A 14956-nucleotide genomic window follows, 5' to 3' on the forward strand; every position below is an offset into this window, starting at 1 on the left:
TTCCTTTCAGTGACGTTCGGGGCGCAGGCGCGCGACGAGGTGCAGTCGGTCTCCGGACAGGTCCTGGCTCAGCTCGGCGTCGGCGGTCCACGGTTCGTCGGTGCGCGGCCCCGGCGAGTCGAACAGGGCCGGCACGTCGAACCCGGCGAGGTCCAGGACGTGCCGCAGTTCCTGGGGGAACAGCAGCCGCCACGCCGAGTGCTGCACGAGCGGCCGGGCACCCGGCCGGCACCACTCGCGCCGCCGGCGCAGCAACTGGGCGGCGTGGTCGATCCAGAGCCGGGTGTGGGAGGTGTGCGACACGCCCTCCCAGACGACCGTGCGGCTGCTGGTGCCGTCGAGCAGTTCGGTGTTGCCGAGGAAGAACGCGCCGTTGCGCATCTCCGCGACCAGCAGGCCACCGGGGGTGAGGTGGTCGCGGCAGCGGCGCAGGAAGCCGTCCAGGTCGGCGTTCGTGTGGCAGTACAGCAGCGCGCTGTCCAGGCACGTGATCACGTCGAAGCGACGGCCGAGCGAGAACGTCCGCATGTCGCCGAGCACGAACGTGGCCGCCGGGTGGTGCTCGCGGGCGTGCTCGACCATCCGCTCCGAGCTGTCCAGCCCGACCACGCGGTAGCCCAGGCCGGCGAGGTGGCCGGCGTCGCGGCCGGTGCCGCAGCCGACGTCCAGCAGGTCGCCGCGACGGCCGCCGAACCTGGTCACGACGTCGTGCGCGAACCGGGCGGCGACGTGGTCCGGGTCGGGGAACTGGTGCTCGTAGAGCGCGGGGTTGTCGGTCAGCAGGTTCTCGCCGACGGTCATCGGGCCACCTCCGGTCGGGTCGCGGTCAGCACGCCACGTCGGTGCAGCCTGGCCACCGCCGCCGCGCAGCAGAGCCCGACCGCCACGCACAGCAGGGAGGCGAGCCAGGCCGAATGGCCGAACACCCAGCCGATGGCCGCGTTGCCCAAGGCCGCCGCGACGCCCGAGACCAGGTAGAACACGCCGAAGTAGGTGCCCGCCAGGCCGGTCCGGCCGAACTCCGGGATCAGGTCGTAGACGAACGGCTGCGCGATCATCACTCCGACCGACAGCAGCAGGGCCGCGACCAGCACGGGCGTGACGCCGCCGAGCGGGCCGACGTGGCCGACCGCCGTCGCGGCGAAACCCGAGCCCATGACCGCGAGCCCCCACGCGATCGCCCGACCACGGGCCACCCGCTTCAGCCACCGGGTGATGCGCACCTGGAACAGCAGGGTCGCCACGGTGGACACCAGGAACACCGCCGCGACGGCGAGCGCGGAGTCCGTCAGCCGCCGAGCTTCGAGCGGCAGCACCAGGTAGAGCTGGTTCTGGAGGACGAACATGCCGGTGAGCGCGCCGGTGAACGCGAGGAACCGGCGGTCGGCCAGGCACTCGCGCCAGTCGTCCAGGACGGTGCCCTGGCGCGGCGCGGCCGGTCGCGCGGGCAGCACGGCCGCCTGCACGACGGTCAGCACGGCGAAGATCCCGGCCGCCACCAGCGCGGCGATCCGGAAGTCCCACAGCATCAGCAGGCCGCCCAGCAGCGGGCCGGTCAGCGCCCCCGCCTGCCCGTAGAGGTTGAACAGGGCGAACGCCCCCGCCCGGTCCGACGACTCCTCGGCGATGTAGGCGCGCACGGCGGGGTTGAACAGCGCCCCGGCCAGTCCGCTCAGGACGGACGCGGTGAGCAGCACCGCCACCGACCCGCCGGCCGCGAAGAGCCCGAAGCCGATCGCCCGCACCGCGCAGCCCGCGATGATGACGCGGCGCGGCCCGAGCCGGTCGGACGCCGAGCCGCCGAGCAGGAACAGCCCCTGCTGGCTCAACGTCCGCACGCCGAGGACCAGGCCGATCGTCGCCACCGACAGGCCGAGGTCGCCCAGGTGCGTGGCGAGGTACGGGATGAGCAGGTAGAAGCCGGTGTTCACGCCGAACTGGTTGACCAGCAGCACGCGCACCGACAGCGGGAAGCGCTTCACCGGTGCTCGACCCCGGTGGGCACGACACCGAGACCGGGCGCGCCGGACAGCCGGAGCGTGCCGTCCTCGCCGCCGATACCGGTCCACGGGTCGTCCGCGAGCAGGAGGTGGCCGTCCAGGTCGACCCAGCGGGCGTGGCCGGTCAGGTGCACGGCCGGCGCGATGCCGAGCGAGCTGGCCACCAGGCAGCCGAGCATCACGTCCAGGCCGGACGCGCGGGCGACGTCGATGATCTCGCGGGCGGCGGTGATCCCGCCGCACTTGGCGAGCTTGACGTTCACCCCGTCGACCAGGCCGGCCAACGCCCGCACGTCGGCGGCGGTGGCCGCGTCCTCGTCCGCGATCAACGGCACCGGGCACCGTTCCCGCAGCCACGCCAGGTCGTCCCACCGGCCCGGTGCGATCGGCTGTTCCAGGGCGTCGATGCCGGTGAGCTGGTCGACCACCCGCACGGCCTGCTCGGCGGTCCACCCGCCGTTGGGGTCGAGGATGAGCCGGGCGTCCGGCGCGGCGGTCCGGACGGCGTCGACCGTGGCGACGTCGTGCTCGGAGCCGACCTTGACCTTGAGCACGCTGAACCCGCGTGTGGCGAGGTGGGCGGCCTGGGTGGCGGCAGTCGCCGGGTCGCCGATGCCGATCGTGCAGGCCGTCGGCACGTCCGTCCAGTGTGGAACGCCGATCAGCTCGTGCACCGGAACCCCGCGCCGCAACGCCTTCAGGTCGTGCAGCGCGCTGTCCACGGCGGCCAGCACACCCGGCGGCAACACCGGCAGCGTCAACTCGGCAGGGTCCGCGCACGCGGCCACCACGGGCGCCAAGTCGCGCAGCAGCCCGGTGATCCGCTCGACGTCCAGCCCGTAGAACAGGCTCGTCACCACCTCGCCGTGCCCGCGCACCCCGTCGCACTCGATCACCACGCGCACCGCGTCACGCCGGGCCATCACCGACCGCGAGATGCGCAGCGGCGACCGCAGCTCCAGCCCGTACACCGTCCAGTCGAGCTTCACGCGGGCACCCCGACAGCCTTCGGCGCGTACACCGACCGGCACCGGGCCCAGCTGGTGACCTCGATCTCGGCGGTGTCCGCTATCTCCACCGGCCGGTCCTCCGGCGTCCCCAACAGGCCTCGTGACCGGCAGAAGTCGTCGTCGAAGATGGTGCCGAGGTAGCGGTGCGGGCCGTCCGGGAAGATCGTCACCACGGTCGCGCCGGGCTCGACGCGCGCCACCCACGCCGACACCAGCGCCACCGCGCCGGTGCTCCAGCCGCCGGTGACGAAGCAGTCCCGCGCCAACCGGCGGCAGGCGTCGACCACCTCCACCGGACCGAGCCAGTGCACCTCCTCGAACTCCTCGTAGGCCACGTTGCGCGGGTGGATGCTGCTGCCCAGGCCGCGCATGACGCGTGGCCGGGCCGGCTGGCCGAAGATGGTCGAGCCGACCGTGTCCACGCCGACCAGCCGCACGTCCGGCCAGTAGCGGCGCAAGGCGGTGACGATGCCGGCGCTGTGCCCACCGGTGCCCACGCTGCACACGAGCACGTCGGCGCGGTCCACCTGCGCGGCCAGCTCCTTGGCCAGACCGGTGTACCCGGCGGGGTTGTCCGGGTTGTTGTACTGGTCGGGCCAGTACGCGCCCGGCAGCCCGCGCAGCACCGACCGGAGCCGGTCCAGCCTGGCCTGCTGCCAGCCGCCGGTCGGGTGCGGCCGGTCCACGATCTCCAGCCGTGCGCCGTGGGCGTGCAGCAGGGCGCGCATCGACGGTTCCAGCTCGTGGTCGACCACCAGCACGACCGGGTGCCCCAACGCCTGGCCGGCGAACGCCAGTCCGAGCCCGAGGGTGCCGCTGGTCGACTCCACGACGACCGCGCCGGGACGGAGCTCGCCGCGTTCACGCGCGGCCAGCAGCATGGCGACCGCCGAACGCGCCTTCATGCCGCCCGCGCTCAGGCACTCCAGCTTCGCCCAGAAGCCGCCGTGGCGGTGGGGGAGCGGGGTGTCGATCCGGGCGACGGGCGTGTTGCCCAGCAAGTCGAGCAGGTAGTGGTTGCGGCGTGGAGGCACGGTCACCCGACCCGTTCGGCTCGGTAGTGGTGCAGGGTGGTCGGGCCGCCGTGCAGCCAGAAGAACGGGAACGGCTCCGCCGACACGGCGGTGACGCCCGAACCCAGGAACCACGGCACGATCGCGCTCGCGGTCTGGGCGAACACCACGACCGGCCGGTCGGCGGCGACCGCCGTGCGCAGCAACGGTTCGAAGCTGCCGTTGCCGACCGTCATCCCGGACGCCAGCACGAGATCGCAGTCCGCGACGGCGGCTTCGGCGTCGGTCACGACCGGCTCGTCCCACTCCGTGCGACCGCCTTTGAGGTCGCACGGCACGTACCTCAGGCCACGCGCGCGCAGGTGGTGCAGCAGCGAGTTCACCACGCCCACGACCAGCACCCGTTGCCCCGGCGCGGCGTCCAGCAGGTCGACCACGGCCGACGCCCGCGCCATCGACTTGGCCAGCGAATCGCCCGGTCCGACCACCACCGGCCGGGCGGACGACTCGTGCGGGTGCGCGTTCATCAGGTAGGCGTCCAGCACCGCCGTGCGGATCGCGGTGTCGGGGTGGGTGAGCAGGTCCGCGACGGTCTCGCCGACGCAGTCCGTCACGTCCGCTCCCGTCTCGTCGGGCTCGACCGCGCACGAGCCGACCGCTTCGCCGACCCGCACGCTGATCACCGCGTTGCGGTACGCCCGGCCGCGTGAGACGTGCCGAGCGCCCTGCCTGGTGGTGAACGCGACGCTCACCCGGCACTCGGCCGGATCGGGCCCGATCGTGCCCGCACGGGCCAGCGCGACGAGTTCCGTGACGCTGGTCAGCGTGCGGCGGACCGCCCGGGCCGTCATTCCGCGCCCTCCGCGTACCGGACTTCCAGCCCGGCCGCGGCGTGTTCGGCACGGGCCCGCGCGTCGGTGTCCGGTGACGTGACCACGACGTGCCCGAGGTAGCTGTTGTTGCTGGTCGGCTCGCCGGCGCGGTGCCCGGCGGGCTTCAGCGCCCAGTCGACGACGTCGGGGTTGGCGGCCAGGGTGTCGACGCCGTCGATCCCGGCCAGCACCCCGGCGTGCGGCGGCAACAGGAACGAGATGGCCGCGCTGCGCACGCCGGTCTCCCGTGGCCGCAGGTCGGGCTGCCGGCCGACGGCGAGCTGGGTGAACACGGACGGCAGGTCGATGCCGGTGGTGCGGCGGACCAGCTCGGTGATCTGGTTGCCCGCCGGACGCGGGTTGACCTCGATCAGCCGCGGACCGTCGGCGGTCAGCTTGACCTCGGTGTGCGCCACCGCGCTGTCCAGGCCGAGCGCTTCGATCGCCGCCACGGCGGTGTCGACGGCCGCCGCCCGGTCGGTGTCGCTCAAGTCGGCCGGGAACATGTGGCCGCTCTCCACGAACCACGGGTGTCCGGCCAGGCTCTTGTCCGTCACGCCGATCACGTGCGTGGCGCCGTCCACCGTCACGGTTTCCACGCTCACCTCGGGGCCGACGAGGAGTTCTTCGAGCAGCACGGTCGGCACCCGCTCCTGGCCGCGCGCGTTGACCGGGAACGCCTCCAGGGCGAGGAACGCCTCGCGCAGCGCGGCCTCGTCCCGCACCTGGCGGACGTGCATCCCGGCGCACAGGTCGACCGGCTTGACCACCAGCGGGTAGCCCAGGTCGGCGGCGGCCTTGGCGGTGGCCTGCCAGTCCTGGGTGAGGGTGAACCGGGGGCCGGGAACGCCCGCGTTCCGCGTGGTGGTGCGGGTGAGGTCCTTGCGGTAGGCGCGTTCCACGGCCTGCGGGTCGGAGCCGGGCAGGCCCAGGTGCGCGGCGACCGCGGCGACGGTGGCGAGGTAGTAGTCGCAGGAGGAGATCACGCCGTCGAAGGAGAGGACGTCGTGCATCCGCTCCACATAGGACAGAAGTGCGGGCACGTCGTTGGTCTCGGCGGTGAGCACGTTGTCCGCCGCCAGCAACGGGTGCGGGTGGGACGGCGCGGCGCGCAGGTAGTGGTGCAGGTCGCGGGTGAGGAAGGTGAACCGGTGGCCGGACTCGTGGATCGCCCGTGGCAGCAGCGAACTCATCGCGCCGACCCAGCTCTCGATCATCAACAAGTGCGCCACGCGTGCTCCTCCGAGGGGGACGGCCGATCGAGACCAGGGAATGGTAATCATTATCAGTGTCGTTAGTGGTCCGCCAATCGAGTGATGTGGCTCACGACGTGGCGTCATCGCGGCGGTCTGGCGGTCCGGCGGTCCGGCGGCTTGGTGGCCCCACTGCCCAAGAAAAATGGCGCCACCCCCGGTGCGGGGATGGCGCCATGTGAGGTGCGGCGGTCACGTCTTGCGGGCGCGGTAGGCGGCGACGGCGATCCGGTTGCCGCACGCGGTGCTGCAGTAGCGGCGCGAGCGGTTGCGGGACAGGTCGAGGACGAGACCGGTGCAGGTGTCGTCGGCGCAGACGGACAGCCTGCTCAGCTCGTCCGCGCGGATCACGTCGATCATCGCCATGGCCGTGTCGACGGCGATCCGGTCGGCGAGCGGGGCGGACGGATCGGTCGCGTGCAGGTGGTAGTCGAGGCCGTCGTGGCGGACGAGCCGGGGCACGGCGCGGTGCTCGGCCAGGATCGCGTTGACGATCTCGACGGCGGTGTCGCGGTCGCTGGTCAGGAGTCGCCTCAGGGTGGGGCGCAGGGCGCGAACGGCCTCCAGTTCGGCGGCGTCACGGGTGCGTGAGCCGGTGTAGGCGTGCTCGGCGACGAACGCGTCCACGTGCACCGGGTGCGTCATCGTGTCCGGCTCTTCGGCGGAGTTCACTAGGGCGACCGCGGCGACGAGGGTTGCGGTCGTGTCATGGGTGAAAAGCACATTGACAGATTACCGCTTCCCTCCCTAGCGTCATGAGTCATGGCGACGATGACGCATGACAGGGTGGCTGGTCGGCTGCGGTCCGGCTTCGGGTTCGCCATGGTGTCCGCGTCGTCGTTCGCGCTGTCCGGGCCGTTGGCCAGCGGTTTGATGGACGCGGGGTGGTCGTCGGCCGCGGCGGTGGCGGTGCGGGTGTTGCTGGCGGGCGTCGTGCTGACGCCGATCGCGGTGGTGCAGCTGCGCGGCCGGTGGCAGGTGGTGCGCCGAACCGCGCCGTTGATCACGGCGTACGGGCTGTTCGCGGTCGCCGGGTGTCAGCTGGCCTTCTTCAACGCCGTGTCGCACATGGAAGTCGGGGTCGCGCTGCTGGTCGAGTACACGGCGCCGGTCGCGGTCGTCGTGTGGCTGTGGCTGCGGCGTGGTCAGCGGCCCGGTCGGCTGACGGTGCTCGGTGCGCTGCTCGGGCTGGTCGGGCTGATGCTCGTGCTGGACCTCGTGTCCGGTGCGCGGGCCGATGCGGTCGGCATCCTGTGGGCGTTGGGCGCGATGCTGGGTGCCGCGGCGTACTTCGTGCTGTCGGGGCGGGATGGGGATGGGTTGCCGGGGACCGTGCTGGCGGCCGGTGGTCTGCTGCTCGGCGGTGTCGCGCTGGTGCTGGCAGGGGTGGTCGGGATCGTGCCTTGGGCGGTGTCGACGGAGCGGGTGTCGTTCGACGGGGCGTTCGGCGGGTTCACCGTGGCGTGGTGGCCGCCGGTGGTGGCGCTCGGCGTGGTGACGGCGGCGCTCGCGTACGTGGCCGGTATCGCGGCGACCCGTCGGCTCGGCTCGCGGCTGGCGTCGTTCGTGGCGTTGACGGAAGTCCTCGCGGCGCTGGTGTTCGCGTGGCTGCTGCTCGGTGAGGCGCCCGGGGCGATCCAGCTCGTCGGCGGCGTGCTGATCATGGCCGGGGTGGTGGCCGTTCGGCTCGGTGAACGGCCTGTTGGCACGTTCTGAGCGTCGAACTCGGGTGTTCCGAACATGGGACTCACGCGACGTGAACGTGGGACTCGCGCGGTCTGAGTGGAGGACTCGCGGGGGTGGGTCAGGGTTCGGTGGTGCGGAACTTGTCGAGGACCCGTCGTTCGCGCTTGGTGGGGCGGCCGGCGCCGCGGTCGCGGCGGGCGACGGGGGCGGGCGCTTCGGTGGGCTTCGGCGGGGGCGGGGTGCGGTCGATCAGGCACGCTGTCGCGTCGGCGGCGCCCACCCGCTTCTGGATCACCCGCACGACCTCCACGATCCGGGTCGTGCCACCCACCCGTGCGCGCACCTCGTCACCCGGCACCACGGTCGTGGCGGGCTTGGCCGGCCGGTCGTTCACGCGCACGTGTCCACCCCGACAGGCCGCGGCGGCGTCGGATCGGGTCTTGGTCAGTCGGACCGCCCACAGCCAGCGATCCACACGGGTGGACTCCACGTCGTACATCATGGCCTGTCGACGCCCGGACCGGGCAAGTCGCCCACGAGCCGCCGCGACCGTTGCGCACCGCGGGTCGTTCGTGGCGCCTTGTGGTGAGTCCGGAAGACCGGCGGTCACCGCACGCCCGGACCACTGCGCTCCCCGCCGGCCAAGGCCGGCGATGAGGAGACCGCGTCGTTCACACGTCCCTCGACCCCAGCGGCACGGACCACCTGCTCGCGGGCGAGTACTGCGCGTGCGGCGAGGCGACCAGCGGACGCGTCGCCGCGTGGCCGATCGCGGGGGCGTTCAGCGGCGGTGAACCGGTCATGGACCCGAACCACCGGTGGAACGCCGACGCGGCGCACCGGCTCCGGGTCAGCAACGTCCAGGGTGCGACCCGGTTCGGCGACCGGTGGTACCTGGGCCAGAGCAACGGAACCTCCAACGCCGGCACGCTCCACACGACCGCGGCGCCGTCATCCCGGCAACCTGACAAGACCGCGGCGGGCACAGGTCGTGCCCGCCGCGGTCCGGTCAAGCAGCGCCGCAGAGCGCGTGGTCGATCAGGTCGACGGTCACGTCCTTGGCCGGCTTGGCCACGCCCGGCTTCGCCACCATGGAGTCGGTGTTGATCGACACGATGACGCTGCGCGTGCCGTCGGACGTGACGCCGTTGCGGGTCATGAAGCCGGGGATGTCACCGCCGTGCGACCAGTGGCCGCCGCACGAGTTCGGCATCCACATGATGCCGAGTCCGTACCGGGCGCCCGGCCACGCCGGGTCCAGACCGGGCGTGCGCACGGTGTTCGTCATCTCGGCGAGCTGCGCGGGCCGCAGCACCTTCCCGCCGAGCAGCGCCTTGAGGAACGCGTTGCCGTCCTCGGTGGTGCTGATCATGTCGCCGGCCGCGCCGCCGAACGACGGGTTGTACGTCGTCACGTCGACCGGCTCGCCGAACCGCGGCTCGTTCGGGTCGAGTTCCAGGCCCTGCTCCGGGAACCGCTCGTACGCCACGGCGTGCGGCCTGGGCAGGAACGGGGACGTGCCCGGCAGGTACGTGCCGCGCAGGCGGAGCGGCTCCACGATGCGGGTGCGCACCTCGTGCTGCCAGGTGTGGCCGGTGACGCGTTCGACGATCATGCCCGCGAGGATGTACCCGGTGTTGGAGTACGCCCAGTCGGCGCCGGGCTCGAAGGTCGGCGCCTGCCGCATCGCCAGCGCGACCAACCGCTCCGGCGTCACGGTCCGGAACCGGACCCGCTGGAACTCCTCCTCCACGAACAGCTCCGGCATCTGGCCCACGTAGTTGGGGACGCCGCCCGTGTGCTGCAACAGCTGCCGCACGGTGATCTTCCTGCCGTCGTTGCCGTTCCCGGTGACGACGCCGGGCAGCCAGCGGTCCACGGTGTCCTCGAGGGACAGCCGCCCTTCGCCGACGAGCTGCAGCACGGTCGCCGCCACGAACGTCTTGGTGTAGCTGCCGATGCGGAACTTCGCCCGCCACGGCACGGGGGTCCGCGCGTCGACGTCGCCGTGACCGCTGCGGACCCGCACGTCACCGCGCGGCGTGTCGACCTCGACCAGCACACCGGGCGCACCCTGGTCGAGCAACGCGTCCGCGTGCCGCTGGAGGGTGTGGTGACGGTGGTCGGCGTTCGCCGTGCCCGCCGTGGCGATGCCCAGCACCGCGACCATCACTGTCGCACAGAGTCGTTTCATGTCATCGAACGCTAAGCACACCGGGCCGCCGCGTCGTCGCCCCACGACGGCATCTTCGGCTACCCCCACGGGGGTACCGGATGATCCACCCACGGGGTGGCGACGGATGTCCCGGCCCGCCACTACCGTGGGCTGGTGCTGGCGAAACTCAACCCGATCCGGCTGGACGTGCTGCTCGCGGCGGTCCTGACCTGGCTGACCCAGGCCACCACGGTGAGCCAGGTCGGCGACCACATCGGTTGGGTGGCGTACGTGCTGGCCTCGCTCACCGTCGCGCCGATCGCGCTGCGCCAGGTCGCGCCCGTGGCGACGATGACCGTCATGCTGGGCGCGCTGGTGGCGTACAGCCAACTGGACTTCGACGGCCTGCCCAGCGCGGGTGTCGGCATGTTGGTGGGCATGTTCACCGTGGCCACCCTGCGGTCCCGACTGGTGGCCACGCTGGTCTTCCTGGCCACGGCGGCCGTCGTGGTGGTCGCCTACCTGCGCATGTCCGAGATGATCGCGTGGTCGGAGATCGTGCAGTCGATCGTCGTCGTGATCGGCGCGTGGGTGCTGGGCGAGGGCACGAAGCGCTGGGCGGAACGCGCCGAACGGGTGGCCGAGGACGCGGCGCGGGCGGTCGCGGACGAGCGGGTGCGCATCGCGCGCGAGTTGCACGACATCGTCGCGCACCACATGTCGGTCATCTCGCTCCAGGCAGGCGTGGCGCAGTACGTGCTGGACACCGACCTGCCGACCGCGCGCAAGGCGATCACGACCGTCGGCGACACCAGCCGCGAGGCGTTGACCGAGATGCGCCGCCTGCTGGACGTGCTGCGGGTGGACCACGACGACGACTACCGCCCGCAGCCCGGCTTGGCGGCGCTCGACGACCTGGTGGAGCGGGCCCGCGGCGCGGGGCTGCCGGTCGACGTGGTGGTCACCGGGGACGTCCGCGAGCTCCAGCCGGGACCGGACCTGTGCGCGTACCGGGTGGCGCAGGAGTCGCTGACGAACGTGCTCAAGCACGCCGGACCCGCCAGGGCCAGGATCGACGTCGACTACGGCGAGCAGACGCTCGTGCTCAAGGTGACCGACGACGGCGCGGCGGCTCCCAGCGCCGAGTCGGCCCACACGTCGTTCGGCATCCGAGGGATGCGGGAACGTGCCGAGCTGTACGGGGGAGTGCTCACCGCCGGTCCGCTGGCGGGAGGCGGGTTCGGCGTGGTCCTCCGCCTGCCGATGGCGGAGGTGGCGGCCCGATGACGATCCGCGTGCTCGTCGTCGACGACCAGGCGCTGATCCGCGCCGGCCTGGTCGCCCTGTTCACCGCCGCGCCCGGGTTCGAGGTCGTGGGCGAGGCCGCCGACGGCGAGCAGGCCGTGGCCCTGACCGCCGAGACCCGGCCCGACGTGATCCTGATGGACATCCGGATGCCCGTGCTGGACGGCATCGCCGCCACCCGCCGGATCATGGCCGAACACCGGGAGGACCCGCCGCGCGTGGTCGTGCTGACGACGTTCGACCTGCCGGAGTACGTCTACACCGCGTTGGGCGAAGGCGCCGCGGGGTTCCTGGTCAAGGACACCCCGCCGGAACGCATCCTCTCGGCGGTCCGCACCATCGCCGCCGGCGACATCCTCGTCGCGCCGCACATCACCCACCGGCTGATCGAGACCTACGCCCAGCACCACCGGGCCACCGCCGTGGGCGCACCGCAACTGGCCGCCCTGACCGCGCGGGAGACCGAGGTCTTGCGCCTGGTCGGCAACGGGCTGACCAACGGGCAGATCGCCCAGCGCCTCGTGCTCAGCGAGGCCACGGTGAAGACGCACGTCAAGCGCATGATGGGCAAGCTCGCCCTGTCCAGCCGCGCGCAGGCCGTCGTCGTCGCCTACGAGAGCGGCCTCATCGTCCCGTCGCCGAACCCCGACCGGGGCCGGTAGCCGGATCGGTTCAGGTGCGGCCCCGGTGCGGGGTCTGGCTGGCCACGCCGTGCCGCAGCGGTGTGGTGGGGTCGGGGGACTGGGCGGGTGACACGGGCGAGCCGTGCCTGGTGGAGGTGGCGCCGGGGGCGTTGCCCTGGTCGCCGCCGGACGGTTCGGCGCCCTCGTCCAGCTCGGCCGATCGGGCGGTCAGGACCTGGACGACGGGGGTGCGGTCGCCGTGTCGCCGCTCGTGGTCGAGCACCTGGTCCAGCTGGTCACGGGTGAGCGAGCGGATGCGGTGCCGCAGGTCGCCCAGGGACAGCTGGTCGTAGTCCGGGATGGGGAGTTCGTCGCTCATGCTCGGCGGCTACCCGGTCGGCCGACGGGCAAACAGCGGGCCGTGCGCGGCCCGCCGGTCGGCTGTCCTAGCATCCGCGGGTGGACAAGACTCGGGTCGGATGCTGGTCGGTGGCCGTGCTCGTCCTGGCGCAATCGCTTTCCACGCTGGCGTCCGGCGGCCCGCCCGAGCTGAGGTTCACCGGCATCGCGTTCAACGCCGCCGCCGCGTTCTCGACCTTCCTGCTGCTCCGCCGCCCGGACCGCAACCGGTGGCCGCTCGTCGCCTGGACCGCTGCCTTCTTCGGCTGGCACGTGACCGGGCTGCTCACCCTGGCGGGTGTCGTCACGACCGACCTGGACCCGGTGTTCAGCCTGGCCGCCGAGCTCCAGCTGTCGATCCTGTACCAGGCCGTCCTGGCGACGGTGGCGGGCTTCGCGGTCCACCTGCTCCTGCCCCGGCCGAAGGAACGCTGACGCCGAGGTCGGATCAGTGGTTGTCCGACGCTTCCGAGGCTTCCGGCGCTTCGGCGCGCGAGGCTTCCGACACCTCGGCGCGGATCAGCTCCCGCAGCTCGTCGCGGTCCTTCCGCAGCAGCTCGGGGAGCTGCGCGTTCCAGTCGGCGGCGAACTGGTCGAGGCCCTCCGCGAACTCGGCCCGGATCCGGCTCCGAGTGCCCAGGAGCATCAACGCGGTGAACGGCCGCAACGCGGTGCGCCCGTGCACGCGGCAGGTGACGGTGACCGCCCACTTGCCGCCGGCGGCCGGCACGCGCGACACGTCGAACGAGGCCCGGAAGAGGCGGTGCCCGAGCTTCGCGGACAGTGACGGCGTGGCGCCGGACCACCAGCGGGCCAGGTCGGCACGCACTTCGAGCCGCGCCGTGCCCAGGGATTTCGCCCACCGACCGGCCTTGATCCGGACGTCCACGTCCGCCGCGACCGCGCGCACCGCGTCCGGGGTGGAGAACCGGACCGTGGCCTCCAGCTCGGAGCTGTCGTCGGCGGTGTGGAGGCGTGCCGCCGTGTCGGTGTGCCGACCCCAGGCCAGCAACTCCAGGTCGAGCGGCCCGTCGACCGCCTCGTACCGCGCGCCCGGTTGCAACGCCGTGCCATCCACCAGCCGGAACATCGCCTTGGTCGGCTCGTCGAGGTGCCGGCCGAGGTGCTCGCCCAGGACCTCGTGCCCGAGGCGGACGCAGTCCTCGAACCAGCGCTGCGGGACGGCGACGAGCAGGACGGTGTGCCGGAACCGGGCCATGCCGCCGATCATGGCACGGCGCGCTGGGGCAACCCCGGTCGATCGCACTGATCCGCCGGCTGCCGCGAGCGGTGTCGACTCGGCCGATGCCCTGACGTGTGGGTCGCGAGGCCGTTCGGAAGCCGGTGTGGGCCGATCCGCGCCGGTGACGCCCGGGTCGGTGGCGGCTAGGGGTGGCGGGCGGCGGTGCCGTCGGAGTGGCCGGCGGCGGTCGGGTCGGTGGCGGTCAGGGGGTGGCCGTCAGGAGGTGGCCGCTCGGCCCAGGGTGCTCTGGCGGGCGATGAGCCGGTGCCCGGCGCGCACTTCGACACCGGGCACCGGTTCGGCGCTGCCGATGCGGCTCAGCAGGCGCTCCACGGCGGTCGTCGCGATGGCGACCTTGTCCGGTGAGATCGTGCTGATCGTCGGGTTGGCGTACCGACCGTCCTCTATGTCGTCGTAGCCGATCAGCGCGATGTCCTCCGGCACCCGCAGCCCGCGGTCGAGGATCTCGTGCAGGGCGCCGAGCGCGACGAGGTCGGAGTAGCAGAAGGCGGCGTCCGGCGGGTCGTCCCGGTCCAGCAGGTGGCGCATGGCGCCCAAGCCGTCGGCGCGGTTGAAGCGCGGTGTGCGGATGATGAGCGACTCGTCCACCGGCAGCCCGGCGTCCGCGTGGGCCTGCCGGTAGCCGAGGGTGCGCAGTTGCGCGGCCTCGCCGGTCGGGTACGGCTGGTCGCCGATGGCCGCGATCCGCCGCCTGCCCAGGCCGATCAGGTGTGCGGTGGCCTCGCGGGACGCGGCCACGTCGTCGATGCCCACGTGGTCGAAGACGCCGTTGGACGAGCGCTCGCCCAGGACCACCAGCGGCAGCGTGGGATCGCTCTCGGCCAGGTCCTCCTGCGCCAGCCCCAGCGGGCTGAAGATCATGCCGTCGAACAGGAACGCCCGCGCGCCGCGCCGGATCATCTCCCGCTCGTGCGCCGGATCGCCGTCCGTCTGGTCGATCAGCACGTTGTACCCGTGCTGCCGCGCGCAGGGGATGATGGCCTGCAGCAGTTCCGCGAAGTACGGGGTGTCCAGGTAGGGCACGACCACGGCGATCTGACCGGACCGGCCGTTGGCCAGGTTGCGGGCGAGCACGTTGGGCCGGTAGCCCAGCTCCTTGATCGCCGCTTCGACCTTCTCCCTGGTCCGCTCGGTGACCCGCGCGTAGCCGTTCACCACGTTCGAGACCGTCCGCGCGGACACGCCGGCCAGCTCTGCTACGTCACGCAGCGTGGCGTCGCGCATCGTTTCCTCCGTTGGACCGGCGCGGCGGCCCCACCGCTACAGCGCTGCAAAACAGTGTGCCCGCCGACCGGCCCCCAGGACAAGTCCGACCCGCCGGCGGCTCGCCGCCGTCTTAAATCTCGTTTGGATTAACTTCAGGTGAGGTCTTGCAG

The 14956-nt window shown here is 72.6% G+C and carries 17 protein-coding genes; 4 read left to right on the plus strand and 13 right to left on the minus strand.

Translation table 11 applies throughout. The annotated features are described in order from the left end of the window. Window positions 1-6 precede the first annotated feature (6 nt). The 7 genes from ACRAKI_RS10145 to ACRAKI_RS10175 all read right to left on the minus strand — a co-directional run bounded on the left by ACRAKI_RS10145 (window position 7) and on the right by ACRAKI_RS10175 (window position 6871). Entirely contained in the window at window positions 7-801 is a 795-nt protein-coding gene (locus tag ACRAKI_RS10145) for a class I SAM-dependent methyltransferase (RefSeq protein ID WP_447006795.1), read from the minus strand. Further along, window positions 798-1982: an MFS transporter gene (locus ACRAKI_RS10150; protein ID WP_447006796.1), complete on the minus strand. Its 1185-nt coding sequence runs from the start codon at window positions 1980-1982 to the stop codon at window positions 798-800. Before ACRAKI_RS10150 ends, ACRAKI_RS10145 begins: the two co-directional genes overlap by 4 nt. Continuing rightward, complete coding sequence (locus tag ACRAKI_RS10155; RefSeq protein ID WP_447006797.1) at window positions 1979-2989, minus strand: dipeptide epimerase; 1011 nt, start codon at window positions 2987-2989, stop codon at window positions 1979-1981. Before ACRAKI_RS10155 ends, ACRAKI_RS10150 begins: the two co-directional genes overlap by 4 nt. After that, window positions 2986-4050, minus strand: coding sequence for a PLP-dependent cysteine synthase family protein (locus ACRAKI_RS10160; protein WP_447006798.1), 1065 nt, complete (start codon window positions 4048-4050; stop codon window positions 2986-2988). Before ACRAKI_RS10160 ends, ACRAKI_RS10155 begins: the two co-directional genes overlap by 4 nt. Then, entirely contained in the window at window positions 4047-4874 is an 828-nt protein-coding gene (locus ACRAKI_RS10165; protein ID WP_447006799.1) for a Rossmann-like domain-containing protein, read from the minus strand. Before ACRAKI_RS10165 ends, ACRAKI_RS10160 begins: the two co-directional genes overlap by 4 nt. Beyond that, window positions 4871-6127, minus strand: a complete 1257-nt coding sequence (locus ACRAKI_RS10170) for an ATP-grasp domain-containing protein (RefSeq protein WP_447006800.1) — start codon at window positions 6125-6127, stop codon at window positions 4871-4873. Before ACRAKI_RS10170 ends, ACRAKI_RS10165 begins: the two co-directional genes overlap by 4 nt. A gap of 213 nt (window positions 6128-6340) precedes the next feature. Continuing rightward, window positions 6341-6871, minus strand: a complete 531-nt coding sequence (locus tag ACRAKI_RS10175) for a CGNR zinc finger domain-containing protein (RefSeq protein ID WP_447006801.1) — start codon at window positions 6869-6871, stop codon at window positions 6341-6343. A 39-nt stretch (window positions 6872-6910) separates the two neighbouring features. Here ACRAKI_RS10175 and ACRAKI_RS10180 point away from each other — a divergent pair, with 39 nt between their 5' ends. Next, window positions 6911-7864: an EamA family transporter gene (locus ACRAKI_RS10180; protein WP_447006802.1), complete on the plus strand. Its 954-nt coding sequence runs from the start codon at window positions 6911-6913 to the stop codon at window positions 7862-7864. A gap of 88 nt (window positions 7865-7952) precedes the next feature. Here ACRAKI_RS10180 and ACRAKI_RS10185 read toward each other — a convergent pair whose 3' ends face one another. From ACRAKI_RS10185 to ACRAKI_RS10195, 3 genes are all read right to left on the minus strand, one after another. Next, a complete protein-coding gene (locus ACRAKI_RS10185; protein ID WP_447008379.1) occupies window positions 7953-8333 on the minus strand; it encodes an RNA-binding S4 domain-containing protein in 381 nt (126 codons plus the stop codon). Between the two features lie 172 nt (window positions 8334-8505). Beyond that, a complete protein-coding gene (locus tag ACRAKI_RS10190) occupies window positions 8506-8637 on the minus strand; it encodes a hypothetical protein (RefSeq protein ID WP_447006803.1) in 132 nt (43 codons plus the stop codon). A 206-nt stretch (window positions 8638-8843) separates the two neighbouring features. Continuing rightward, on the minus strand, window positions 8844-10028 hold the full coding sequence (locus ACRAKI_RS10195; RefSeq protein WP_447006804.1) for a serine hydrolase domain-containing protein: 1185 nt from the start codon (window positions 10026-10028) through the stop codon (window positions 8844-8846). Window positions 10029-10163: 135 nt separating this feature from the next. Between ACRAKI_RS10195 and ACRAKI_RS10200 the strand changes: the two genes are divergently transcribed. Beyond that, window positions 10164-11276: a sensor histidine kinase gene (locus ACRAKI_RS10200; RefSeq protein WP_447006805.1), complete on the plus strand. Its 1113-nt coding sequence runs from the start codon at window positions 10164-10166 to the stop codon at window positions 11274-11276. Continuing rightward, window positions 11273-11956 (plus strand): response regulator, encoded by a 684-nt coding sequence (locus ACRAKI_RS10205; RefSeq protein WP_447006806.1) that lies wholly within the window; start codon window positions 11273-11275, stop codon window positions 11954-11956. The genes ACRAKI_RS10200 and ACRAKI_RS10205 overlap by 4 nt, the downstream gene beginning before the upstream one ends. Window positions 11957-11966: 10 nt before the next feature. Here the strand turns inward: ACRAKI_RS10205 and ACRAKI_RS10210 are convergent, their stop codons facing one another. Further along, window positions 11967-12296, minus strand: coding sequence for a hypothetical protein (locus ACRAKI_RS10210; protein ID WP_447006807.1), 330 nt, complete (start codon window positions 12294-12296; stop codon window positions 11967-11969). Window positions 12297-12376: 80 nt separating this feature from the next. On the opposite strand from ACRAKI_RS10210, the gene ACRAKI_RS10215 reads away from it, so the two are divergent. Continuing rightward, window positions 12377-12751 (plus strand): hypothetical protein, encoded by a 375-nt coding sequence (locus ACRAKI_RS10215; protein WP_447006808.1) that lies wholly within the window; start codon window positions 12377-12379, stop codon window positions 12749-12751. Window positions 12752-12764: 13 nt separating this feature from the next. Here the strand turns inward: ACRAKI_RS10215 and ACRAKI_RS10220 are convergent, their stop codons facing one another. Both ACRAKI_RS10220 and ACRAKI_RS10225 read right to left on the minus strand, forming a co-directional pair. Beyond that, a complete protein-coding gene (locus tag ACRAKI_RS10220) occupies window positions 12765-13535 on the minus strand; it encodes a hypothetical protein (protein ID WP_447006809.1) in 771 nt (256 codons plus the stop codon). Window positions 13536-13775: 240 nt separating this feature from the next. Beyond that, the gene (locus tag ACRAKI_RS10225) at window positions 13776-14804 is read right to left on the minus strand and encodes a LacI family DNA-binding transcriptional regulator (protein WP_447006810.1); all 1029 of its coding nucleotides are present in this window, start codon (window positions 14802-14804) and stop codon (window positions 13776-13778) included. Window positions 14805-14956: the final 152 nt, after the last annotated feature.

The organism is Saccharothrix isguenensis, assembly GCF_052936305.1.